Raw genomic sequence first — 21,882 nt, forward strand, 5'->3', positions numbered from 1 at the left:
ACCGCCAGCGACGCCCGCACCAAACTCCGACACCTCTACCCCGAATCTTAGAAGCGACGCTCTACTAGTAGACCGTCGCGGCTATTTCGCGCCCGGCGATGCCCAGGCACGCACCTCGCTGCGTTGGCGACGCTCAACAGACACCCGGTATGCCTTCGCATCGCCGCCTTGCGATGCACGCACCTGGACGCCGCCCGAACCCACGCTTTAGCCGCGACGGCCTACTAGCTAGAAAATGGTCGCACCCGGAAGTAGCTGACGAAAACCGCCAGCACAGAAATCAGCACTGTCAGCCAACGCCTCGTAAAGTGCACTACGCCAGTGATTGTATCCATGCCTGCCGGAACAGGAGTCCCTGATCGTTGCGAGAAAGCCCGCAACAGCTAGAGTTCCACCACTGTCAAATTCGTTGTCAAGCGCAATTGCAAGGTCGCCGATTTCATCGTATGCTTCCTGAACAAAAAACTGCCGCAAGTCCAGCTGAATAAAAGTGAATAGCGCAATGCTAATCATCTCTCGTGGCGCTCCGCATTGCTCGTCAATGAAGTAATCAATATCGACAATATCGTCGATCTTCGTAGTAGCGCGTAGGAGTCGGCGGTCGGGCACTCTGTCATAGTAGGGATGGAAAAACCTGTGGATTGGACTGACGCGCTGCGTACTCGACTTCCTGCGATTGCACCGGTCACAGATCGGCACAAGATTCCTCGCAAGGATTGCAAAGTGCGGCAGTGAGGTTTTAGGCAGATGATGATCTAGGGCTGCCGTCGGCGCGCGATTACAGTAGGGACACCGGTCATTCGAGCCCATCCCGAGTAGCTTTTGCCTCAAATCATGAAGCGGTCGACCAGTATCCAGCAGACGAAAATTATCCTTTAGAGCTTGCGGAGCGTCTTCGACCAATTGGCCAGCAACTCCAGTCCCGAACGCAATGTCTTCGTATCGATCGTATGCATCGTAGACGACCGACTCGCTGGCCCTAAGAAGGTCACTTTCCACGTCCTTACGCCGATCGATGCACTCTCGAAAGTCGGCGCGATCATCCCTACTTGGCTTCGGGAGAGACCGCACCTAAGACGCCCGTTCCCGCTGGATCTTCATAATGTAAGTGCGCGCCTGATTGCTCAGCCGCGTGCCGAACATCTGCTCGATGTCCGCCATTGGAAACTGTGCGAGCCTCCTTAGAATTGCGTGATGATCCGTAGCGCTACTATCCAGATTGAACACCGTGCGGGTCAAGAATCCGACATTCTCCCCGAATGTTTCCGACTCTGGAGACTGCACAATTGTCGCGGTATCATTGCGCTTAAGCACGGAAACATAGCGACTCGGCACCTCCTGAAGCACGACCGGGGAATGTGTTGCCACGACCGCAAAGGAATCGCGCTGATCTAAGGCCTCGCTAACCGATCGGAGAAGTGCAGCAAGGAGGGGTGGGTGCAGATGCGACTCGGGCTCGTCAATCAAAATCAAGGACCGAAGTTGCAGGTTCGCAACCAGTTGTGTCGCAATGTTGAGAACAATCTTGTGACCGGTACTCAACCTGGAAAACTGCAGCCGAATGTCGGATAGACTTGTATCTTCTTCGGCGTGAATGTACTCTGTCAACCCGACTCGGGCGAATGAAGGTTCCTGTTTGAGTCGGTCAAAGACCTGAACTAGGATATCTCTTTGGCGCCCATTGCGGGCATTTTTCAGCGCAGAAAAGAAGTCGTCCGTAATCTCATCCGGACTCTTGAGCGTATAGGCTCCGTCCGGACCGCGCTTGCGCAACCCGCAATATGTGTAACCGAACGAACGGGGATCACCTTTGTCGGGGATCTCAAATATGTCGAATGCGCTATACGAAATCGCAACTACCGCACCGAATGCCGGGTCATATTCAGGGAACCGCCCACTAAACTTGCGCGTCTCAGGTTCAAGCCGACGCTGGGCGTCAGAAGACGCTATCATCGCCAAGTTCGCAAGTAGTCGAGTCTTCCCCGTGCCATTGTAGCCAATGACGGCGTTGATTCGCGAGGGCAGATGCTCCCTATCTGCAAACACGAACTCAATTGTAAAGTCGTCCCCGCCCACGCTGTTCTCAAATGCAAACGCGAGTCGCGTTTTCGATGGGCCGTCCGGTCCATGCTGGTCGGCTAGAAGCGCCGGCGCATCGACGATCGCCCGTTCAGCCGATCCAAACCTCAGAAGTCCCTTTCGATAGGAATTCTCGTTCTTGAAGACCTCTTGAAGTGTTGGATACAGCACTACATCGCGCAGTCCGGCTAGGGTCTGACGCAGGAGCGTATCACCGGATCCCGCAAGCGCTTCATAGTAGGTGTATTCCTGCCCTAGCGAACAGAAACCCTCCGGAAGGGTTTCAAACTCGACTCCAATATCCAGTGGCGCACCGGACTCCAGTCCGAGACTTGTAATCTTGACATTTCCCGCTGCTATTACATCATGATTTTCGAGATGGACCTCAAGCTTATAGAGCACGTTATACCCGTAGTCGTTCCACGTGTCGGCGTACAGCACCGCGAACGGGCGCGACCCGTAGGGCAAGGTCATGCCCACGTTTTGGACGACGAACCTCATCGGTGGGCCCAGGCGTGAGAGGACGTGCTCATGCAGCGCATCATGACAGTAGACGCCTGACTGTGGTCCATTTGGCCGCGAGATCTAGGCGAGCAGGTGACGGGTTCTGCGCCGGCGCCCGGAGTCAGCACACCAGGAAGACGGCGACGGTCAACGGCGCGAGGCCCCCGCCAGGCGCTGACGGCCATCCGCGTCGGCATATCCCGACGTACGGGAGCTACAGTCGGCACACTCCTCATCTCCCGCATCGCTACAGCTGCCGCAAGGCGGTCACAGAGGCTCAAGGCGCCCACCTCCCCCACCGCCCACGAGCCAGGAATGAACACACCCAACATCCCCACGCACCGACCTCCCGATCTAGAGACGTCACAGTGCCGGTGATCCTGGGGAGGATGCGAGATCCGGCCGCCAGGGATGACGTGTGACCGATGAAGATCACGCTACCAGATCGTTCGAACTTATGTTCGAATCTCCGCTCCTGGTTGCTCCGGCCTGCTCCCGTCTGCCATGTGCGTCGTTGCTGACGCGGCGACCCGAGTGGCACTTGCACTCGACGGAGCGGCGGCCATCTGGGAGAGATCGGGGAGACGATCTTGTTGCGGGCAACATCGGCGAGCCACTCTGACCGACGCGTCCCGCGGCTCCGACCAGCGGGGACGAGGTTCGTGGACGTGCGTTCGCGGCACGGACCTAATTCGGGACGAAGAGGTCGCAGGTTCAAATCCTGTCACCCCGACCATGTTTTCGCAGCTCAGGGCCGGTATCCCCCACGGGAGACCGGCCCTTTGTCGTGCCGGGCCCAGCAGTCGCTGACCGCGCCAACCCCGTAGCCACCGCGCCGATGTCGAGACGTCGGCGCCGTGGCCATTTGGTTGGCGCCGTCGGGGCGCCCCGCCAGGGCAGCCGTCCGATCAGTCCGGCAGCACCGAGGTCGTGATGACCCGGACCAGCCACTGCTCGAACACCGCGGCCGGCCAACCACGCTCGAGCACCAGCCGCCGGTAGGCCGAGCCGTCGTTGTGCGCCCAGCACACGTCGGCGGCCGCCTCGGGCGTCACGCCGGCCCGGAGCCCGCCGACCCGTTGCAGGTGCTCGACGAACTCCCGCGCCCCCTGGAGGCGCTCCGCGTCGGCCATCGCAAGCAGTGCCGCGGCATCCGGGTCGACATCGGCCGCGGCCGCGAGCACCCGGCCGATCGGAGCCGAACGGACCTGCACGTCGACGACCATGGCCACCCAGAGCCGGACCGACTCGGCCGGGTCGGTGCTGGCCAGGATCTGGCGGACGGCCGCGCGCTGCGCCATCGGCACCGGTTCGTCGTCGCCGGTCAGCGACCGGTCCCACGCGAGGTGGAGCAGCGCGGACTTGCCACCGACGGCGTTGAAGACGGTCTTGCGGCTCACCCCGGCGGCGGCGGCGACCGCGGCCAGGGTCGTGGCGGCGTAGCCGTGGCGGACGAACAGTGCGGCCGCGGCCTCGACGACCACCTGCCGGGTCTCGCGCGCCTGGCGGGCCCGCAGCTCCGACCGGTACCGGCGCCGACCGGTGTCCGTCTCGCTCATCGTGCTCCTCGCAGGGCTTGACGAACCCCTCTATTTCAGTTGCACTCTGTGGGTAATGAATTTCTCGAGGGTATCTGACGAGGTGACGAGATGCACGTCGCGATCATCGGCTCGGGACCGACCGGCCTGTTCCTCGCCGCAGCACTGGCCCGCCGCGGCCACCGGGTCACCGCCGCCGACCGCGACCCCGGCCCGGACGGCGGGGCCGGCTGGCGCCGCCGCGGCGTGATGCAGTTCCACCACGCGCACGCCTTCCGGCCGCAGGTCGACGAGGCGCTGCGGGCCGAGCTGCCCGAGGCGCACGCCGCCTGGCTGGCCGCAGGCGCCGAGCCGATCACGTTCGAGCTTCCGGGTGGCCAGGTCGTGCCCGGAGGGATGCGGTCGCGGCGGGAGACGTTCGAACGCGCGCTGCGCGCCGCCGTGGCCGGACAGCCCGGGGTGGAGCTGCGGTGCGCTCACGTCGACGGCGTGACCCTGGACCGCTCCGGACGGGCGACCGGTCTGCGGATCGGATCCGAGGTCGTGGCTGCGGACCTGGTCGTCGACGCCTCCGGCCGGAACGGTCGGGCCACCCGCTCCCTGCGCGGGCCGGCCGCCGTGACCGGCGCGACCGGGATCGCCTACGTCGACCGGCAGTACCAGCTCCACCCCGGTGCCGAACTCGGTCCGATGACCAACCAGCTCGCCTGGCAGGCCGACCTCGACGGCTACCAAGTGATCGTCTTCCCGCACGAGCACGGCACCTTCACGGTCCTGATCCTGCGCCCGGTCGACGACCCGGACCTGGTCCTGCTGCGCCACGAGCCCGCGTTCGAGGCGGCCTGCCGGGCGGTGCCCGGGCTGTCGAGCTGGACCGACCCCGGGCGCTCCCGGCCGATCAAGCCGGTACTGGCCGGGGGCGCGATGGTCAACCACTATCAGGGCCAGGCAGATCGGGACGGCGCGATCCGGCCGGGGCTGGTCTTCGTCGGGGACGCGGTGTGCACCACCACGCCGAACTTCGGACGCGGGATCACCACGTCCCTGCTGCAGGCCCGCGAACTGCTCCGCCTGCTCGACGAGCACCGTGTCGACCCCGACCCGGTCCCGGCGAGGTTCGACGCCTGGTGCGAGGCGCACATGCGGCCCTGGGTCGAGGACCACGTACGGATGGACGAGGCGACCCGGCGCCGCTGGGCGGGCCACGACATCGACCTCACCCGCCGCATCCCGTCCGATCTGATCATGGCGGCCGCGGCGGTCGACCCGGAGATCGGGCCCGCGATCGGCAGGTACCAGGGCATGCTGGCCGGGCCGGACAGCCTGGACGCGGTCGAGCCGAAGGCCGCCGCGGTGTACCGGAGCGGGTGGCGGCCCACGCCTGCGGAGGGGCCGGACCGGCGCGAGCTGGCCCGGGTGGTCCGCGGCGCGTTGGCCCCGGCCTGACGGGCGGCTCGGTGGCGGAACCGGCGGGCCGGTGGCGGGTTCAGTCCTGCGACAGATGATCGAAGGGGCGGACCTCGATGCGTCCGCGGCAGGCCTCGGCGCACCTCGCGGCCCAGGCCAGTGCCGCGTCGAGATCGGCGACGCGGATCACCCAGAACCCGCCGAGCTGTTCCTTCGTCTCGGCGAACGGACCGTCGGTCATCGTGGTGGAGCCGTCGTTCACCTCCACGACGGTGGCGCTCCCCGACGGCAGCAGCCCGCCGGCGAAGACCCACACGCCACCGGACCGCATGTCGTCGTTGACGCGTCCGACCCGGTCGTAGGAGGCCTCCCGCTCGGCCTCGCGGGTGGGTGCTGGCACGCTCTCGTCGACCTGGATGGACAGCAGGTACTGCATGATCGATCGCTCCTTCGTTCAACAGCGGGACGAGCACGGCAGGGCGTCAGGCGCGCAGCCTGGCGGCGACCGCCGGGATCACGATCGCCGCAGCGACCAGGTGCGTCCCCATCAGCAGTGCCTTCGTCGAACCGGCGGCATCCGCGAGCAGGTCGGGCACCAGCGAGAGCGCGGTGAGCACCACGGTGGTGCGGATCCACGCCGTGCGGGGGCTGCGGGCGAACCGGCGCAGCACGAGTGCGATGAGCAGGCCGAGCACCGCGAAGACGACGGTCAGCGTCGCGAACCCGGCCGGCGGGATCGGGGCGCCGGAGACGGCCAGGCTGATCCCGACCGCCTGGCCGACGGTGGCGATGACCGTGGTGGCAGCCGCGGCAGCGACGGTGGCGACAGCCCCGCGCCGCAGCAGCGAACCCGCCGAGGGCGCGGTGGTCGTGGTGGCGGGAGCGGCGGTGTAGGTGGTGGCGGACATGGTGACCTCCGGTGGCTGGCCGACCGGCTCGTTGCCGGTCTCTCACCCCCGCTACGAACGGGCACGACACCGTTCGACATGTCCCGGAGAATTTTCTCGAAGATCTTTCAGGGGACCTGTCCGGCGGCCCGGCGGGTGGTCCGCACCACGCCGGGAACGAGACGCGGGGCGCGGGGCAGCTCTGCGCTGTCGCCGGACGCGCGGAACGCATCGATGGCCAGCGCGGCGAACCGCCGCGCCGCCGCAGCCCGGACCGACGGCGGCGCCGCAGCCAGCCCGCGCCCGGTGAGCAGCACGAGGATGAGGTCGTCGATGACGAAATCACGGCGCAGGCCCCCTGCCGCCTGGGCACGCCCGGCCAGCTCGACGAGCATCCGCAGCAGTGCGGCGCGGTGCGCAGCGAACGTGTCGACCTCCGGGCTCGCGGCCATGAACGCGTCCACGAATCCCTGGTTGTGGCTGTTGAGCACGGTGATCCGTTCGATGACCGAGCAGAACCCCCGCCACGGATCGGGATCGGCGCAGCCGTCGTCCACGATCCCGCGACAGCGCCGCAGCTCGTCGGCGAAGGCGTCGTCGACCAACAGCTGTTTCGTCGGGAACCGCCGGTACAGGGTCGCGGGCCCCACCTCGGCACGGCGAGCGATCTCGCGCATCGTGACGACACCGATCCCCCGCTCGGAGAACAGTGCCCGCGCCGCCTCGATGACCCGGTCACGGTTGTCCTGCGCATCGGCGCGCAGCTTCTGAGGCAATCGATCGATCATGTTTCTCACTTCGCAGAAGTGGACGCAGGCGTCCATTACCGTCGCCACGGTAGCGCACCGAACGACGAGAACGAGCAGGTGACGACAGTGCGAGCAGCGGCGATCCAACGGTTCGGCGACCCGGACGGGATAGCGGTGATCGAGGTGCCGGCCCCGGCCCCGGCACCCGGGCAGGTCATCATCGAGACCGAGGCGATCGGGGTCGGCGGCGTCGACGCGGTGATCCGCCGCGGGACGCTGCGCGGCTACGGGTTCAGCGAGGGGCTGATCCCCGGCAGCGAGGTGGCCGGGCGGGTCACGGCGGTCGGGTCGGGCGTCGACGCGTCGTGGGTCGGCCGCCGGGTGTGGGCGTTCACCGGCACGAGTGGTGGCTACGTCGAGCAGGCCGTCGCGCGGATCGAGGACGTCGTCGCCCTGCCCGTCGACCTGTCCTCGATCGATGCCGTGACCCTCGGGAGCGCGGCACCCGTGGCGCACTTCGCGCTCGCCCACGCGCACTTCGTTCCCGGCGAGTCCGTGCTCGTGCGCGGTGCGGCCGGCAGCATCGGGATCGCGACGGTGGAGCTCGCCGCACGTGCCGGGGCGAGCGCTGTCGCCGTCACGACGTCATCGCCGGAGCGCGGCAGGCGCCTGCGCGAGCTCCGGGCAACCCACGTGCTCGACCGCTCCGGAGCGGGTGACCCGGCGGCGCCGGCAGCCTTCGACGTGATCGTCGACATCGTCGGTGGGGCGCAGCTGCCGGCGTTCATCGACCGGTTGGCTCCCAACGGACGGTTCGTCGTCGTCGGCGTGGTGGCCGGCATGCCGCCCGGGGACTTCGGCACGCGGCTCACGGGCGCGTTCCAGCAGTCCCGCTCGTTCGCCACGCTCAGCCTCGACACCGTTCCGGTTCCCGAGCGCGACGCCGTGCGGGCCGCGCAGTTCGCGGCCGCAGCCCGCGGCGAACTGCACGCCGTCGTGCACGAGGTCCTCCCGCTGGACCAGGCCGCCGAGGCCCATCGCCGGATGGACCTCGGCAGCGTGTTCGGGAGGATCGTCCTCACGCCGTGACCCGTCGGTCGGTACCGGTCAGGAATCGAGAAGCACGGCCGAGCCACCGGCCCCTAACGTCATCCACCAGCGGAAACAAGTCCCCGCCCAGGCGGGGTGACCCTGGAGGAGAAGGCAGATGGCAGCGGACCAGCAGACCGGCAGGCGCACGGGGCCCGGGGCGTTCTCGCGGTGGATGCAGCACCGCATGAACGCCCGGATGAACGCGAAGGTGCGACGCGACAAGGGCACCTTCATGGGGATGGACGTGCTGATCCTGCACACCGTCGGGCGGCGCAGCGGGCAGCCGCGGGAATCCCCGCTGGCCTGGTTCCCCGACGGCGCGAACGCCCGGCTGATCATCGCGTCCGGAGGTGGGGAGATCCACCCGGACTGGCACGCCAACCTGACCGCGAGCCCCGACCAGGTGTCGATCGAGCTGCCCGGCCGGGCCGCCGTCGCGGTGACGCCGCAGGTGCTCAGCGGTGCCGAGCGCGAACAGGCCTGGCAGCGCATCTCGGCTGCGCAGCCCCGCATCGCGAAGTACCAGGACAAGTCCGACCGGGAGTACCCGATCGTCCGGCTCACGCCGCGCTGAGCACCACCGCGCCGCTCTCAGCGGCGCACGCGGTAGCGCAGGTGGGTGGCGTCCGGCGTGTCGATCACCCTGGCGATCTCCAGCTCGACCCGCTCCGGGAGCACGTCGAACAGTCGCCTGCCGGAGCCGAACAGCACCGGGATCTGGTGGATCTGCAGCTCGTCCAGCACGCCGGCGGCGAGTGCCTGCTGCGCCGTGTACCCGCCGAGCACCACCACATCCCGGTCGCCGGCCGCCGACCTCGCCTGCGCCATGGCACTGACGATCCCGTCGGAGACGTACGTGACCATCGGGTGGTTCGCCACCGACGGGCCCGGCGGCCGGTGGCTGGGCACGAAGATCGGGACTCCGTGGGCGTCGCCGCTCCAGTGATCCACCTGCTCGACGGTGCGCCGACCCGCGACGAGCGCCCCGGTGGCCATCGTCTCGCGCATGAAGTGCCCGCCCATGCCGTCCAGGTCGGCGATCTCGCCGTCCTGGTCGAACCCGTACCAGTCGTGCAGTCGCATGAAGCCGTCGCCGCCGGGGTTGCCCGGCTCGTCACCGGGTCCTGCGATGAACCCGTCGAGCGACATCGACATGTAGAGCACAGATGTAGCCATTGCGGCCTCCGGTGACGACGACCGGCCCGTTGCCGGTTCCTCACCCCTGCTACGAACGGCGTCGGCCGCCGTCGACATGGCCGGTCAGGAATTCTCCCGGCCCGGTCCCGCCGGGGCGAGCAGGGCGATCACCCTGGCCAGCTGCTCGGCGTAGTGCTCCAGGAAGTCGGCCGTGTCGGCGGCACGACCGAACAGCGCCCGCACGAGCTGCGGGTACACCGCCGGTGCCATGCCGGCGCTCATCATGATCAGCAACACTGCGGCCGGATCGAGTGCGGGATCGAGCTCGCCGGCCTCCTGCTGCCGGCGGATCCGGGCCACCTCCTCGCCCAGCCGGGCGGCGCGCTCGGCCTCCTCCTCCGGATCCGGGTCGCCCCGCGACTCCAGCCCTTGCGACTCCAGCCCTTCCCAGGCCAGCAGCTTCGCGCCCTGGTACATGGCGGGATCCTGCGCCAACGCCATGACCTGCTCCCGGACGTCGTCCTGGAGGGACCCGGCACCCGGCCGCAGCACCGTCTCCTGCGCGCGCCACCGCCTGCCGATCTCCTTGGCCAGCCCGGCCTTGCCGTTGAAGTAGTAGGCGATGAGCTGCTGGTTGACCCCGGCCGCCGCGGCGATGTCCGCCGTGCGCGCACCCGCGTAGCCCTTGCGGGCGAACTCGCCTGCGGCCGCGTCGAGTATGGCCTGCTTGGTGCGCTCGGGGTCGCGCTTGCGCTCGCCCGGCCGCGGAGCTCGGCGTGGTCCGGTCCTCGCAGCGGGCTCGGCCATTCCGACAGCCTACCGATCTCGGGCCTTGACAGTGTCATTCGAGCAATTGATTCATTCACCCGCGAAGCGGGCGCAATACTGAGGCGGTGAGGCAGCGTCCCGGGATCGCCTACGGCGCCAGGTGGCACCCCCAGCAGCGCGCGATCGACGAGCCGCTGCCGGCCGCCGACGCCGAGCGCCGCCACGGCGCGGGCGAGCCCTACGTCGTCCTGCTCGGTCCCGCGGGCCGGCCCCGGCACCTCGTCGAGGTCGACGGGTTGCACGCGCGGCTGCTCGCGTGGAGCTTCGACGAGCTGCAACGGCGCACGTTCCGCGTCGAGTTCCGACAGGCGGATCGCGACCGGATGGCGCTGCTCGAGATGACCGAGTGGCGCTACCCCGACGCGAGCGCGCCGGAGTTCGACACGGACGTACCGCGCTGCCTGACGACGTTCGGCTCGGAGATCACCCGGCCGGGACGGGATGCGCCGATCGTGCAGGCCATCGGCACGCCCACGCCGCCGTTCCGCGCGCTCGGGCCGGACGAGCGGTGGATCGCCGTGCCGCGGTTCGGGAGCTGGTCGGGGCCTGCCGACTTCCTGTCCGGTCTCCCGCAGCCACCGTTCCCCGTTCCGGAGCCCGTCGAGACGCTCCGGGACTTCGGTCCGCTACCCCACCCGCCCGCCCCGCCGCGGGCACCACAACCCCGCCCACCGATCGCGCCGCCCGTGTCGGAACCCGTTCGCGACTGGGCGCCGGGAGCAGCACGACCCGGGCCCGAGATGGTGACGATGTTCGGCCCACCCGCGCGCTACCTCCTCGAGGCCGGCGAATCCGAACCAGGCGAATCCGAACCCGGCGAGGAGGTCGTGGTGCAGGCCCGTGAGGTGGGCAGGCTGCAGCTGCCGACCGGCCGGCTCCTCGTCACCGATCCCGCCTACCTCGGCGCGGACTTGCAACCCCTCACCGTCGCGTTGCCGACCGGGAGCCACCCGGTGACGGTGGCGATCGCCACGTTCCCCGACCGGACCGAGAAACGGGTGGCGGGGTGCCGCATCAGCCTGCGGGAGGAGCCGGTGGCGTACTGGGAGCCGGCACTGCAACCCGGCCAGGACCCGAGCACCCTCGGTGACGGCCAGTACTTCGTGGTCGGTGTCGACTCGGGCGTGCTCGCCTTCACCGACGCGGTGATCCTCCATCACCGGCTCGATCCCAGCAGCGGGTGGTACGAGGTCCGGGGTGTCCGGGACGAGCTGCGGGACGAACTCTGGCGCGAGCGCAGCGTCGTGATGGAGGATCCGGACACCGCGACGAACATGATCGTGTTCCCCAGCGGTTTCGGTGACGGCGGCTATCCCGTCTGGATCGGCCGCTGCGCTGAGCACGATGTCGTGTGCGTCGTCGCCGACACGGAGGTCCTCGCCGGTTCGACGCTGGTCGGGCCCGTCGAGCCTGGGTGACCCCGCGATGCCCACGCCGACCCTGTAATGCGCTGTCGCCGGTCACCCGTGCGTCAGTAGCCTCGCCGGGCATGGACGGACGAGCGGGTTCCTTCGCGGTCAACCGCGCGAACTGGGACGAGCGGGCGCCCGCGCACGCCGCCTCGCCCGGCTACGCGTTCGAGCGGTTCGTGGCCGATCCGGGGTTCCTCAGCGACGTGGTCCGGTTCGACGTCCCCCGGCTCGGCGACATCACCGGGCTGCGCGGGGTGCACCTGCAGTGCCACATCGGCACCGACACGATCTCGCTGTCCCGGCTGGGCGCACGCATGACGGGCCTCGACTTCTCCGCCGCCTCGCTGGCCGAGGCCCGCAGGCTGGCCGCCGCGACGGGTGCGGACGTCGACTTCGTGGAGTCGGATCTGCACGACGCGCTCGCGGTGCTGCCCGCGGCCGGGTTCGACCTGGTCTTCACCGGCATCGGCGCCCTCTGCTGGCTCCCCGACATCCGCAGGTGGGCCGCGATCGTGGCCGCGCTGCTGCGCCCGGGCGGGCGGCTGTTCCTGCGCGAGGGCCATCCGATGCTGTGGGCGATCGACGACCGGGTCACCGACCGTCTCGTCGTCGGCTTCCCGTACTTCGAGACGCCGGAGCCGATCGTGTGGGAGGACGACACCACCTACGTCGAGACCGACGCGCAGTTCGTCCACAACGTCACCCACAGCTGGAACCACGGCCTCGGCGAGATCATCTCGGCGCTGCTCGAGCAGGGGCTGGCGCTGACGCAGTTCGTGGAACACGACAGCGTGCCGTGGGAGGCACTGCCCGGCCAGATGGAGCAGGTCGACCACAAGGAGTGGCGGCTGCGCGGCCGCCCCGAGCTGCTCGCGCACAGCTACACGCTCCAGGCCGTCAAACCCGGCTGACGCACCGCGGAAACAGGCCGTCACATCACGGTTTCAGGTCCGAACGCCCGGGGTATTGGTCCTTATGCGCCACGCCGAACCCCGCGAGCAGGCCGCGCAGGACGTTGCCCGGCTGCTCGACTCCCTGACCGGACTCCGCGCTGCCGTCGACCTCGCCGCCATGGCCGACACCGACGACACCGACACCTTGCGACGCCCGCGTCGCAGGTCACGTCATGATCAGGAAAGCCAGTAGGGCGCCGATCCCGGCCGGATCAGCGGTCACCCACGCCTCTGGCAGCCAGCGCCTCGCCGAGCTCGTCGGCGTAGCGCAGCGTCCGCACGAGGAACGGCACGGCGAAGGCCACCACCGACCGGCTCGCCCCGCGGGCTCGCTGCGCGTCGCGCACCTCCCCCGCGACGCGCGACAGGCCCGCAACGGCCTGCACCGTGAGGCCGACCATCAGGCCGACGCGATCCGGACGCACGCCGAATCTGCACAGCGGGCCCAGCCGGTGCTCGATCGTGGTGACGATGTCGTCGATCCGGGTGGTGAGCGTGAACAGGTTGGCGGCGGCCAGCGCGACGAAGATGCGCAGGCAGACCACGACGGCGCTGTCGCGCCCGATCAGCCACCACTGCAGCAGGAACATGACGACGACCAACGGTCCGATCGTCCGCACGGCCTGGCCGCAGCGGCGCAGCGGCACCCGGGCCACGGCGTAGGCGACCACGACACCGCCGCACATCCCGGCCAGCCACAGCGGCGACACCACGGCGAACGTCGCGGCCGCGAGGAGCAGCAGCGCCACGATCTTCCAGCCGACGCCGATCCGGTGCACCACGCTCGTGCCCGGCTCGTAGAGGCCCAGCGGGTTCATCCGACCAGGTCCCGGTAGAACCGCAGCGCCGGCTCCGGCAGGTCGTCGGCGACGACCCGGCCGCGGTCGAGCACGACGACCCGTTCGAAGCGCTCCAGCAGGTCGAGATCGTGGGTGACGAGCACGACCTGCTGCGGCAGCGCGTCGATCACCTCGGCGAAGTGGCGCTTGTTGCGCAGGTCGAGCAGCGTCGTGGGCTCGTCACAGACCAGCACCTCGGGTTCGAGCACGAGCATCGAGCACAGCGCGAGCAGCTGCTTCTGGCCCCCGGAGAGCTGGTGAGCCGGATGTTCGGCGTAGCCGTCGAGGCCGTGCTCGGCGAGCATCGCAGCGGCTCTGCGGGTGCGCTCGGCCTGCGGGATGCCGCGCCCGCGCAGCGAGAACGCGACGTCCTCACCGGCCGTCGGCATCACGATCTGGCTGTCGGGATCGGTGAACAGGAAGCCGACGCGCTCGCGGACCCGGCGGCCGTCGCGGACCGGGTCGAGCCCGCCGACGAGCACGCGCCCGCTGGTGGGCCGGACCAGTCCGTTGATCATGCGCGCGAGGGTGGACTTGCCGGAGCCGTTGGCGCCGACGAACGCGATGCGGCGCTCGTTCACGGTCAGCGACACGTCCGCGAGCACGACTCGCGAGCCGTACCGGTGTCCGATGGACTCGAACTCGATCACCGGACGACCTCCCACAGCGCGGCGACCCCGAGGCCACCCCCGGCCGAGAGTGCGGACAGGCCGAGCCGCGGCCCCGCCGTGCGCACCATCCGGCTGAACAACCGCACCACCAGTACCGCTCCGGACGCGCCCCACGGGTGGCCGAGCGCGATCGCGCCGCCGTCGGGGCTGACTACCTGCTCGTCGATACCGGCGGCATCGAGGCAGGCGAGCGCCTGCCCGGCGAAGGCCTCGTTGAACTCCACGCCGATCCCGGCGACATCGACCACGCCCGCCGTCAGCACCGCCCGCATCGCGGGCACCGCACCCAGTCCCAGCCGGTTCGGGTCGCAACCCGATGTCCGCGCCGCGACGAGCCGCAGGCCCGGCAGGCCGAGCCGGCTCCGTCGCGACTCGGTCATGAGCAGCACCGCGGCGGCACCGTCGCTGACCCCGCACGAGTTGGCCGCCGTCGCGGTGCCGTCGGGGGTGAACGCCGGCGGGAAGCGGGCCAGCCGCTCGACGGTGAAACCGGCCCGCGGACGCTGGTCGGAGGCGACGTCGTCGATCGGCACGAGCTCGGCGTCGAACCGCCCGGCCCGCTGCGCGGCGACGGCCCGAGCGTGGCTGCGCGCGGCGAACACGTCCTGGCGCTGCCGCGTGATGCCCGCCTCCGCCGCGACGAGGTCGGCAGCGGGTCCCATGTCCGGGTCGCCGATCGAGGCGGGCGCGAACGGCGCCCGCGCATACGGCGTGGTCGGACCGTCGCGCCAGGCCCGCAGCGGCGCCGTCGAGGCGCTCTCGACGCCGCCCGCCAGCACCACGTCGGCCTCGCCCGCGCGGATCATCGACGCCGCGGTCGTGATGGCCGCCAGCCCGCTCGCGCATTGCCGGTCGATCGTCATCCCCCCGACGCCGTCGCCGAGCCCGGCTCGCAGCGCCGCCACCCGCGCCGGGTTGCCGCCGGGCCCGAAGACGTTGCCGAGCAGCACGTCGTCGGCCGTCGCCAGGCCCGCGTCGGCGAGCACCGCGCGCAGCACGGGAGCCGCCAGCGCGTCGACGGTGTGGCGGCGCAACGCACCACGCGCGTTGCCGATCGGCGTGCGCCGCGCCGCGACGACCACGGGTGTGCGGTCCTCGGTCATGCGAGGGTCCGCGCCGGGAACGTGCCGTCGCGCAGCTGGTCGGTGACGACGGCGCGGGCCGGCTTGCCCGACGCCGTGCGGGGCAGGGCGGTGGTGGTGAGCCAGCGCCGCGGCCGCTTGGCCGGTTCCAGTCGCGCGCGGGCACCGGCCCGCAGGTCGCGCAGCGTCGGCGGGGCCGCCGGATCGATCTCGACGACGGCCGTGACGATCGCGCCGAGCGTGCGGTGCGGGCTGCCGGTGACCAGGACGTCCGCGACACCGGGCACGCTGCGCAAGGCCGCCTCCACCTCCTCGGCCGCCACGATCCGGCCGCCGCTGGAGACGGTGGCCCCGCCCCGGCCGTGCACCACGAGCGTGCCGTCGAGCGCGAGGGTGCCGAGGTCGTCGACGGTCGACCAGCCCGGATCGGCGGGGCGCAGCGCACCGCGCTCGAGGCGGCCCAGCACGGTCAGCGCGGAGCGGACCCAGATCCGGCCCTCCCGGACCTCGACGTCGACGCCTGGCACCGGACGCAGCCCGGCGCCGTCGCGCCGGACGGCGATCAGGGAGTGTTCGGCAGCCCCGTAGTACTCGACGAGCGCGCAGCCGGGCAGCAGCTCGGCGAGCCGCGCACGGACACCGTCGGTGAGGTGGGCACCGCCGCAGACGACGGTCCGCAGCGCGCACGCCGCCCGCAGCGCCGGGTCGGCGGCGAGCGCGTCGAGCAGCGTCGACAGCATCGCCGGCACGAGGTGCACGACCTCGGCGCCGTGCCCGGCCCGGGCCGCTTCGGCCGCCCGCCAGCGCGGCAGCAGCACCAGCGGGCGTCCTGCGTGCAGGGCGTGCAGCGCCCCGAACAGGAACAGCGACGAGCTGAGCGGCCCGGGGATCAGCACTGGACCCGTGCCGGGCAGCGGGAGCGCGGCGAAGCTGCGCAACCATGAGTCGCGGCTGCGGATCAGCACGCTCGGCCGGCCGCTGCTGCCCGACGTCGTCGGCAGGTAGAAGGGTGTGTGCCGGTCGCCGGCCGGGGCGATCGGCACCTGTGTCGGGGGCGGGGGCGATCCGTCGACGACCACGTCCGGACGCGCGTCGGCCAGCACGGCGTCGCGTTCCCGGGCCGTCCACGCGGGTTCGATCACGAGCGCCGCGGCACCGATGAGGTCGGCGCCGAGCAGCCACGGCAGGACGTCGGCCGAGTCGATCGCGATGCGCGAGCCCTCGCGCGCACCGCGCGCCGTCAGCTCCCGGGCGCCGCCGTGGGCCTGTCGCAGGAGCTCCGGTGGCAGCCGGGCACCCTCGATGATCGGCGGGGACGCGAGCGTCACGGCGCCTGCGACTCCTCGCGGGTACCGAGGAGCGTGCCGGGAAGCGCGCGGTGCACCACGGCCGCGACGAGCGCTGCCACCACCGCCTTGGCGATGTCACCCGGCACGAACACGAGCGACGACACCGCGGCCGCGCCGAGGTCACCGGTGTAGACGCCCAGCCACGGGATCCCGATCGCGTAGTCGACGAGGATGCCGGCGAGCGTCGCGACCAGCAGCATCGGCAGCTTCGGCCGCACCCGCGCGACGATGAGCCCGACCACCAGCGCCGAGAGGATCCAGCCGAGGATGAAGCCGCCGCTGGGCCCGATGAACGCTCCGATCCCGCCGCGACCACCCGAGAGCAGCGGCAGCCCGATCGCCGTGAGCGCCAGGAAGAGCACCACTGCCGCCACCCCGCGCCGGGCGCCGAGGATGCCACCGGTCAGCAGCGGGCCCATGTTCTGCAGCACGATCGGCACGGCCGAGCCGCCGACGTAGACGCCGGGGAAGATGCCCAGCACCCCGATGAACGCGGCGAAGACCACCGTCCTGGCCAGCTCGGCGGCGGGCAGCGCTGCGCGGGATCCGGACACAGTGGACTCCTCGGAGGACGGGTCGGCGGGCGTCGTCGCCCGCAACACGGTAGCCCGCGGAGGGAGCATCTGATCGAGACCGCGACGTACCCCACTCCCGACCCCGCAACCGGGACCGCGCCCCGATGACCGTCAGCCGCGCCAGCGGGCTCCCGTCACCAGGAGTGCCGGCTTGCCGCCGGCGCCGCACACCTCGGCACGGGCGCTCGCGAACCGCGATCCCGCGTGCTCCAGCTCCGCCCGGGCGGCGACCGCGGCCCCGTCGGTGGGCACCCCGCGCAGGAACGTGACCTCCAGGTCGGTGCCGGACGCGGCGAGCTGCGGGCGTTCGCCGGCGATCGCCGCGTCGACGGCGTGTGCGGCCAGTGCCGCGAGGACCCCGCCCTGCACGGCGTTGCCGGAGTTCCCGAGCGCCGGCAGCGCCGCCATGGTGGCGACCGTGGCGTCGCCTTCGGTGGCGGTCGCGACGCCCATCGCGGCCAGCGGGTCGGGCACGGTGCGGAACGGCTGCCTGGTCTCGCCGCTGTCGGACCGGGCGGTGAACATCGCGGAGCGACAGCTCACGAGCGCCACCGTGGCGCCGTCGTCGTCGTGAACGGTGGCCGTTGCCACGGCGAAGTCGGCACCGGAGTGCTCCACCCGCGCCACCGCCTCGAGCGCCGAGCCCGGCCGGGGGCGGCTGAGGCCGGTGAGGTGCATCGTCAGCGTGGTGATGTGCTGGTGCTCCGTGAGGGTGCTCGCGATGGCCACGCTCAGCGCCATGTCCCCGAGGACGAGCACCGGACCCGCCCCCTGCAGCACCGGCACCGGCAGCGGCTGGATCCGGCCGACCGACCGGCCGCGCTGCACGTCGGCCAGGCTCATGCCGAACGTGGCGGCCACCGGTGCGAGCGGCAGCGCGCCCGCCACGATCGCCTGCAGGCGCTCCATCGTCGAGATGCTCACCCTTCGCACACTACGACGGCGGTGCGACGATCAGGCCATGTTCAGCCGCCTCCACCACGTCCAGCTCGCCATGCCCGCAGGCGCGGAGGACGGCGCGCGGGCGTTCTACGCCGGCCTGCTCGGCCTGACCGAGATCGCCAAACCACCTGTGCTCGCCGCCCGCGGCGGGGCCTGGTTCGGCGCCGGCGGTGTCGAGCTGCACCTCGGGGTCGAGGCCGAGTTCCGGCCGGCCCGCAAGGCGCATCCCGGCATCGTCGTCACCGATCTCGACGCGCTCGGCGAGCGGCTGGCCGCCGGGGGCGTCGCCGCCGAATGGGACGACGGGTTCCCCGGCCACCGCCGGTTCTACGCGAGCGACCCGTTCGGCAACCGGCTCGAGTTCCTGCAGCCGATCGGGCCGTGACCAGCGGCCACGATCATCACGCTCGACGGGAAATCGGCGTTGGGTTACAGTGCGACTACTCCGATCGCGCTTCCCGGAAACTCGCCGCAGAGCGGGAGCGCCGCATCATGACGATGTCCCGGAGGGGCGGCTCGTTTCCTGCCGCCCTGCTGAGGAGTCTCCATGAACGTCGGAATCGGCCTGCCCGTCGCTGCCCCCGAGCAGTTGCTGACGTGGGCCCGGCGCGCGGACGCCGGCCCGTTCCGCACCATCGCCCTGCTCGATCGCGTCGTCTACGACAACCCCGAGCCGCTGATCGCGCTGGCCGCGCTCGCCGGCGTCACCACCCGCGTCCGGCTGCAGACCGAGGTGCTGCTGGCACCGCTGCACCGCACAGTCGTGCTCGCCAAGCAGGCCGCCACCCTCGACCGTCTCTCCGGCGGTCGCTTCACCCTCGGCATCGGTGTCGGCGGCCGGGCCGACGACTTCGACGCCGCCCGGGTCGATCTGAAGACCCGCGGCCGCCGCCTCGACGAGCAGATGCAGCGGATGCGCGGCTACTGGTCGGGCACCGAGGTCGGCCCCGTTCCCACCACCCCCGGCGGACCCGAGGTGCTGTTCGGCGGGTTCGCCCCCGCCGCCGTCGAACGCGTGGCGCGCTGGGGTGACGGCTTCCTCGGCGCAGCCGCGCCCCCGGCAGCGATGGGCGAGAAGTTCGCGGCGGTCGTCGACGCCTGGGAGCGGCACGGCCGGTCGGGCTCGCCACGGCTGGTGGCCCAGTTCAACGCGGTGCTCGGATCCGCGGACGTGATCGCGTCCGCCCGCGCGGAGATCGGGCGCTACTACGCGTTCGCGCCGTTCGTCGACCACATCGTCAACGGCCTGGTCACCACACCCGAGCAGGTGCGCAGCACGATCAGCGCCTTCGGATCCGTCGGAGCCGACGAGGTGATGCTGTACTGCTACGCCCCCGACCCGGACCAGCTCGACCGCATCGGTGACGCCATCACCGGCCGCTGAGGCTCATCTCGGAGGTTCGGGTCGGCCGACCCCGGCGCCGTACAGCACGCCCAGTGCGGCGCCGGGCACGATCAGCCACACCGGCCACGGGTAGATCCACTCGCCTGCTGTGACCATCACGAGCAGCCAGACCAGCAGGTTCACCGCGACGAGGCTGCCCCAGATGATCGTCAGCACGCGCATGGCGGTGCCGCCGCCGGTGTCGGAGAACGCCTGGCGGGAGCCGCCCGGTGCCGGGGCGGGTGCCGCTGCCACCACGGGCAGGTCGGCGGTGGCGCGCTCCAGATCACCGCGGGTCTTCGCCGACCACACGGCCTGCACCCGCTCGTCGAACTCGGAGAGATCGAGCTGCCCGACGTCGTGCGCGCGGCGCAGGTGCTCCTGGACGGTGCTGCGCTCGACGTCGGAGATCCGCATGTCCTGCGGCCGGACGGGCTCGTTCACATCCGCGATGATGGCACGACCGCCAGCGCCACGGGATGGGGCAGGATCATGCGATGTGACCTCGCACCCAGTCGCCCCGGTACCCGAGCGCCTCTTCGACGACGAGCGCGAGCAGCGCTGGCGGGCCCGCTTCACCGCCACCCGCATGTCCCGACCCGGATGGGCCCGCGACGCCCCCGACCGGTCGGTCTACACGTCCAACGCCAGCGGCACCACCGAGGTGTACGCGTGGGACCGGGCCACCGACACCCACCGCCAGGTCACCGAGCGCAAGAGCGGCACCCACTCCGTCACGCTGCCGCCGGACGGCGAGACGATCTGGTGGTTCGCCGACACCGACGGCGACGAGTTCGGCCACTGGGTGACCGAGCCCTTCGGCGGCCTCCCCGCCGGTGACGCGGCCGCACCTGCGGTCCCCGGGGTCGAGGACGGGTACCCCGCCGGGCTCGACATCGGCCGCACGCTGACGGTGGCAGGCACGTCCACCGACGCCGGCACGAGGATCTGGGTGCAGCGCGGCACCGAGGACGCTGCGGTGATCTACGCCCATGCCGAGGACGGCGGTGTCGGCGGCCTGTCCGAGGACGAGACGCTGCTGGCCATCAGCCACTCGGAGCACGGCGACTCCCGCCACCCGGCGGTGCGGGTCGTGCTCGTCGCCGACGGGAGCACCGTCGCGGAGAAGTCCGACGGGCCCGGGAAGGGCCTGTCCCCCATCGCCTTCGCCCCGGTTGCCGGCGACGGGCGGCTGCTGCTCGTGCACGAGCGCCGCGGCCGCGAGGAACTGCTGCTGTGGGACGTGCTGGCCGACACCGAGACCGAGCTCCTGCTGGACCTGCCCGGCGAGATCGCGGCCGACTTCTCCCCCGACGCCAGCTTCCTGCTGGTCTGGCACACCCACGCCGCCCGGACCAGGCTCCACTCCTACGACCTCGCCACCGGCGTGCTCACCGAGCTGCCGGTCGCGCCGGGCTGCGTCGGCTCCGCGGACGTGCGCCCCGACGGCACCGTCGAGTACACCTGCTCGTCGGCGGCCGAGCCCGCAACCGTCCGGGCGCTGCACCCCGACGGCACCGACCGCGTGTTGCTCACCCCGCCCGGCGACCGGGCCCCGGGCTCCGTCGCCGTCGAGGACCTGTGGGTGGAAGGGCCCGGCGGGCGCGTCCACGCGCTGGTGGCCCGCCCGGCCGACGTCACCGGGGCCGCTCCCACCGTCTTCAGCCTGCACGGCGGCCCGCACCACGCCGACGAGGACCGCTTCAGCGCGGTGCGCGCGGCCTGGGTGGAGGCCGGGTTCGTCGTCGTCGAGGTGAACTACCGCGGCTCCACCGGCTACGGCTCCACCTGGCGCGACGCGATCGAGGGCAAGCCCGGCACCACGGAGCTGGCCGACGTCGCCGCGGTGCTCGACCACTGCATCGCGGCCGGCATCGCCGACCCGGACCGCTGCGTCGTCGAGGGCTGGTCGTGGGGCGGTTACCTCGCGCTGCTGGCCGTCGGCACGCAGCCGCAGCGCTGGGCCGCGGGGCTGGCCGGGGTGCCGGTGGCCGACTACCTCACCGCCTACGCCGACGAGATGGAGCAACTGCGCGCGTTCGACCGCGCACTGTTCGGCGGCTCACCGGCGGAGGTGCCCGATGCCTACCGGACCGCGTCGCCGTTGACCTATGTCAGCGACGTCCGGGCACCGGTGCTGGTGCTGGCCGGGGAGAACGACCCGCGCTGCCCGATCCAGCAGGTGGACAACTACCTCGACGCGCTCGCGGCGCGCGGCGACGTGGCCTACGAGGTGAGCCGGTTCGACGCGGGACACGGCAGCCTGGTGGTGGAGGAGACGCTGCGCCACATCGCCACGGAGATCGACTTCGCGCGGCGGGCCGTGGGGTAGCCCGGATGGCACCGCGCTGTCCCCGTTGCAGGAAGGTGGCCTTCCTGCAACGCGAGAGCCTGCCGGGCCGCGCGAGTGATCAACGCCCACAGGTTCCGGTTGGATCATGAGCCAGTGCGCGC

General features: G+C 71.0%; 24 protein-coding genes. 9 read left to right on the plus strand and 15 right to left on the minus strand.

Annotated features, from left to right (window positions below):
- Positions 1–228: 228 nt before the first annotated feature.
- The 3 genes from ACFPFQ_RS14040 to ACFPFQ_RS14050 form a co-directional block, all read right to left on the minus strand.
- Positions 229–609: a hypothetical protein gene (locus tag ACFPFQ_RS14040; protein WP_379618684.1), complete on the minus strand. Its 381-nt coding sequence runs from the start codon at positions 607–609 to the stop codon at positions 229–231.
- Between the two features lie 462 nt (positions 610–1,071).
- Entirely contained in the window at positions 1,072–2,553 is a 1,482-nt protein-coding gene (locus ACFPFQ_RS14045; protein ID WP_379618686.1) for an AAA family ATPase, read from the minus strand.
- 938 nt (positions 2,554–3,491) lie between these two features.
- Positions 3,492–4,142: a TetR/AcrR family transcriptional regulator gene (locus ACFPFQ_RS14050; protein ID WP_379618688.1), complete on the minus strand. Its 651-nt coding sequence runs from the start codon at positions 4,140–4,142 to the stop codon at positions 3,492–3,494.
- Between the two features lie 90 nt (positions 4,143–4,232).
- Here ACFPFQ_RS14050 and ACFPFQ_RS14055 point away from each other — a divergent pair, with 90 nt between their 5' ends.
- Complete coding sequence (locus tag ACFPFQ_RS14055; protein WP_379618690.1) at positions 4,233–5,567, plus strand: FAD-dependent oxidoreductase; 1,335 nt, start codon at positions 4,233–4,235, stop codon at positions 5,565–5,567.
- A gap of 40 nt (positions 5,568–5,607) precedes the next feature.
- Here the strand turns inward: ACFPFQ_RS14055 and ACFPFQ_RS14060 are convergent, their stop codons facing one another.
- The 3 genes from ACFPFQ_RS14060 to ACFPFQ_RS14070 all read right to left on the minus strand — a co-directional run bounded on the left by ACFPFQ_RS14060 (position 5,608) and on the right by ACFPFQ_RS14070 (position 7,203).
- On the minus strand, positions 5,608–5,964 hold the full coding sequence (locus ACFPFQ_RS14060; RefSeq protein WP_379618692.1) for a YciI family protein: 357 nt from the start codon (positions 5,962–5,964) through the stop codon (positions 5,608–5,610).
- A 46-nt stretch (positions 5,965–6,010) separates the two neighbouring features.
- Entirely contained in the window at positions 6,011–6,436 is a 426-nt protein-coding gene (locus ACFPFQ_RS14065; protein WP_379618694.1) for a DUF6069 family protein, read from the minus strand.
- A gap of 107 nt (positions 6,437–6,543) precedes the next feature.
- Positions 6,544–7,203, minus strand: a complete 660-nt coding sequence (locus ACFPFQ_RS14070) for a TetR/AcrR family transcriptional regulator (RefSeq protein WP_379618696.1) — start codon at positions 7,201–7,203, stop codon at positions 6,544–6,546.
- Between the two features lie 87 nt (positions 7,204–7,290).
- Here ACFPFQ_RS14070 and ACFPFQ_RS14075 point away from each other — a divergent pair, with 87 nt between their 5' ends.
- Both ACFPFQ_RS14075 and ACFPFQ_RS14080 read left to right on the plus strand, forming a co-directional pair.
- A complete protein-coding gene (locus tag ACFPFQ_RS14075) occupies positions 7,291–8,253 on the plus strand; it encodes a zinc-binding dehydrogenase (RefSeq protein ID WP_379619250.1) in 963 nt (320 codons plus the stop codon).
- Positions 8,254–8,371: 118 nt separating this feature from the next.
- The gene (locus ACFPFQ_RS14080) at positions 8,372–8,830 is read left to right on the plus strand and encodes a nitroreductase family deazaflavin-dependent oxidoreductase (RefSeq protein ID WP_379618698.1); all 459 of its coding nucleotides are present in this window, start codon (positions 8,372–8,374) and stop codon (positions 8,828–8,830) included.
- Between the two features lie 17 nt (positions 8,831–8,847).
- On the opposite strand, the gene ACFPFQ_RS14085 is transcribed toward ACFPFQ_RS14080, so the two are convergent.
- Together ACFPFQ_RS14085 and ACFPFQ_RS14090 are read right to left on the minus strand one after the other, a co-directional pair.
- Entirely contained in the window at positions 8,848–9,432 is a 585-nt protein-coding gene (locus tag ACFPFQ_RS14085; protein WP_379618700.1) for a dihydrofolate reductase family protein, read from the minus strand.
- An 84-nt stretch (positions 9,433–9,516) separates the two neighbouring features.
- Complete coding sequence (locus ACFPFQ_RS14090; RefSeq protein WP_379618701.1) at positions 9,517–10,200, minus strand: TetR family transcriptional regulator; 684 nt, start codon at positions 10,198–10,200, stop codon at positions 9,517–9,519.
- Positions 10,201–10,286: 86 nt separating this feature from the next.
- Between ACFPFQ_RS14090 and ACFPFQ_RS14095 the strand changes: the two genes are divergently transcribed.
- The 3 genes from ACFPFQ_RS14095 to ACFPFQ_RS14105 all read left to right on the plus strand — a co-directional run bounded on the left by ACFPFQ_RS14095 (position 10,287) and on the right by ACFPFQ_RS14105 (position 12,779).
- The gene (locus tag ACFPFQ_RS14095; RefSeq protein WP_379618702.1) at positions 10,287–11,639 is read left to right on the plus strand and encodes a DUF4241 domain-containing protein; all 1,353 of its coding nucleotides are present in this window, start codon (positions 10,287–10,289) and stop codon (positions 11,637–11,639) included.
- A 71-nt stretch (positions 11,640–11,710) separates the two neighbouring features.
- A complete protein-coding gene (locus tag ACFPFQ_RS14100; protein WP_379618704.1) occupies positions 11,711–12,544 on the plus strand; it encodes a class I SAM-dependent methyltransferase in 834 nt (277 codons plus the stop codon).
- A 64-nt stretch (positions 12,545–12,608) separates the two neighbouring features.
- Complete coding sequence (locus tag ACFPFQ_RS14105; RefSeq protein ID WP_379618705.1) at positions 12,609–12,779, plus strand: hypothetical protein; 171 nt, start codon at positions 12,609–12,611, stop codon at positions 12,777–12,779.
- Positions 12,780–12,798: 19 nt separating this feature from the next.
- Here the strand turns inward: ACFPFQ_RS14105 and ACFPFQ_RS14110 are convergent, their stop codons facing one another.
- The 6 genes from ACFPFQ_RS14110 to ACFPFQ_RS14135 form a co-directional block, all read right to left on the minus strand.
- Entirely contained in the window at positions 12,799–13,404 is a 606-nt protein-coding gene (locus ACFPFQ_RS14110; protein ID WP_379618707.1) for an energy-coupling factor transporter transmembrane component T family protein, read from the minus strand.
- Positions 13,401–14,075, minus strand: a complete 675-nt coding sequence (locus tag ACFPFQ_RS14115) for an energy-coupling factor ABC transporter ATP-binding protein (protein ID WP_379618709.1) — start codon at positions 14,073–14,075, stop codon at positions 13,401–13,403. The genes ACFPFQ_RS14110 and ACFPFQ_RS14115 overlap by 4 nt, the downstream gene beginning before the upstream one ends.
- Entirely contained in the window at positions 14,072–15,199 is a 1,128-nt protein-coding gene (locus ACFPFQ_RS14120) for a thiolase family protein (protein ID WP_379618711.1), read from the minus strand. Before ACFPFQ_RS14120 ends, ACFPFQ_RS14115 begins: the two co-directional genes overlap by 4 nt.
- The gene (locus tag ACFPFQ_RS14125; RefSeq protein WP_379618713.1) at positions 15,196–16,506 is read right to left on the minus strand and encodes a class I adenylate-forming enzyme family protein; all 1,311 of its coding nucleotides are present in this window, start codon (positions 16,504–16,506) and stop codon (positions 15,196–15,198) included. Before ACFPFQ_RS14125 ends, ACFPFQ_RS14120 begins: the two co-directional genes overlap by 4 nt.
- Complete coding sequence (locus tag ACFPFQ_RS14130; protein WP_379618715.1) at positions 16,503–17,081, minus strand: biotin transporter BioY; 579 nt, start codon at positions 17,079–17,081, stop codon at positions 16,503–16,505. The genes ACFPFQ_RS14125 and ACFPFQ_RS14130 overlap by 4 nt, the downstream gene beginning before the upstream one ends.
- 132 nt (positions 17,082–17,213) lie before the next feature.
- Positions 17,214–18,026, minus strand: coding sequence for a PaaI family thioesterase (locus ACFPFQ_RS14135; RefSeq protein ID WP_379618717.1), 813 nt, complete (start codon positions 18,024–18,026; stop codon positions 17,214–17,216).
- A gap of 37 nt (positions 18,027–18,063) precedes the next feature.
- Between ACFPFQ_RS14135 and ACFPFQ_RS14140 the strand changes: the two genes are divergently transcribed.
- Positions 18,064–18,429, plus strand: a complete 366-nt coding sequence (locus ACFPFQ_RS14140) for a VOC family protein (protein ID WP_379618718.1) — start codon at positions 18,064–18,066, stop codon at positions 18,427–18,429.
- Between the two features lie 162 nt (positions 18,430–18,591).
- Positions 18,592–19,428, plus strand: a complete 837-nt coding sequence (locus tag ACFPFQ_RS14145; RefSeq protein ID WP_379618719.1) for an LLM class flavin-dependent oxidoreductase — start codon at positions 18,592–18,594, stop codon at positions 19,426–19,428.
- A 3-nt stretch (positions 19,429–19,431) separates the two neighbouring features.
- Here ACFPFQ_RS14145 and ACFPFQ_RS14150 read toward each other — a convergent pair whose 3' ends face one another.
- Positions 19,432–19,872, minus strand: a complete 441-nt coding sequence (locus ACFPFQ_RS14150; protein WP_379618721.1) for a DUF1707 SHOCT-like domain-containing protein — start codon at positions 19,870–19,872, stop codon at positions 19,432–19,434.
- A gap of 55 nt (positions 19,873–19,927) precedes the next feature.
- Between ACFPFQ_RS14150 and ACFPFQ_RS14155 the strand changes: the two genes are divergently transcribed.
- Positions 19,928–21,760, plus strand: a complete 1,833-nt coding sequence (locus ACFPFQ_RS14155; RefSeq protein WP_379618723.1) for a prolyl oligopeptidase family serine peptidase — start codon at positions 19,928–19,930, stop codon at positions 21,758–21,760.
- The last annotated feature ends 122 nt before the right edge of the window (positions 21,761–21,882 follow it).

Source organism: Pseudonocardia sp. GCM10023141 (genome assembly GCF_042653605.1).

What these genes read in the sequence shown, in the direction of transcription:
- ACFPFQ_RS14110 (WP_379618707.1), bottom strand. Translation starts at nt 13,404, where the DNA reads ATGAACCCGCTGGGCCTCTACGAGCCGGGCACGAGCGTGGTGCACCGG.
- ACFPFQ_RS14070 (WP_379618696.1), bottom strand. Translation starts at nt 7,203, where the DNA reads ATGATCGATCGATTGCCTCAGAAGCTGCGCGCCGATGCGCAGGACAAC.
- ACFPFQ_RS14045 (WP_379618686.1), bottom strand. Translation starts at nt 2,553, where the DNA reads ATGACCTTGCCCTACGGGTCGCGCCCGTTCGCGGTGCTGTACGCCGAC.
- ACFPFQ_RS14100 (WP_379618704.1), top strand. Translation starts at nt 11,711, where the DNA reads ATGGACGGACGAGCGGGTTCCTTCGCGGTCAACCGCGCGAACTGGGAC.
- ACFPFQ_RS14060 (WP_379618692.1), bottom strand. Translation starts at nt 5,964, where the DNA reads ATGCAGTACCTGCTGTCCATCCAGGTCGACGAGAGCGTGCCAGCACCC.
- ACFPFQ_RS14080 (WP_379618698.1), top strand. Translation starts at nt 8,372, where the DNA reads ATGGCAGCGGACCAGCAGACCGGCAGGCGCACGGGGCCCGGGGCGTTC.
- ACFPFQ_RS14145 (WP_379618719.1), top strand. Translation starts at nt 18,592, where the DNA reads ATGAACGTCGGAATCGGCCTGCCCGTCGCTGCCCCCGAGCAGTTGCTG.
- ACFPFQ_RS14065 (WP_379618694.1), bottom strand. Translation starts at nt 6,436, where the DNA reads ATGTCCGCCACCACCTACACCGCCGCTCCCGCCACCACGACCACCGCG.
- ACFPFQ_RS14090 (WP_379618701.1), bottom strand. Translation starts at nt 10,200, where the DNA reads ATGGCCGAGCCCGCTGCGAGGACCGGACCACGCCGAGCTCCGCGGCCG.
- ACFPFQ_RS14050 (WP_379618688.1), bottom strand. Translation starts at nt 4,142, where the DNA reads ATGAGCGAGACGGACACCGGTCGGCGCCGGTACCGGTCGGAGCTGCGG.
- ACFPFQ_RS14055 (WP_379618690.1), top strand. Translation starts at nt 4,233, where the DNA reads ATGCACGTCGCGATCATCGGCTCGGGACCGACCGGCCTGTTCCTCGCC.
- ACFPFQ_RS14140 (WP_379618718.1), top strand. Translation starts at nt 18,064, where the DNA reads ATGTTCAGCCGCCTCCACCACGTCCAGCTCGCCATGCCCGCAGGCGCG.
- ACFPFQ_RS14105 (WP_379618705.1), top strand. Translation starts at nt 12,609, where the DNA reads ATGCGCCACGCCGAACCCCGCGAGCAGGCCGCGCAGGACGTTGCCCGG.
- ACFPFQ_RS14120 (WP_379618711.1), bottom strand. Translation starts at nt 15,199, where the DNA reads ATGACCGAGGACCGCACACCCGTGGTCGTCGCGGCGCGGCGCACGCCG.
- ACFPFQ_RS14085 (WP_379618700.1), bottom strand. Translation starts at nt 9,432, where the DNA reads ATGGCTACATCTGTGCTCTACATGTCGATGTCGCTCGACGGGTTCATC.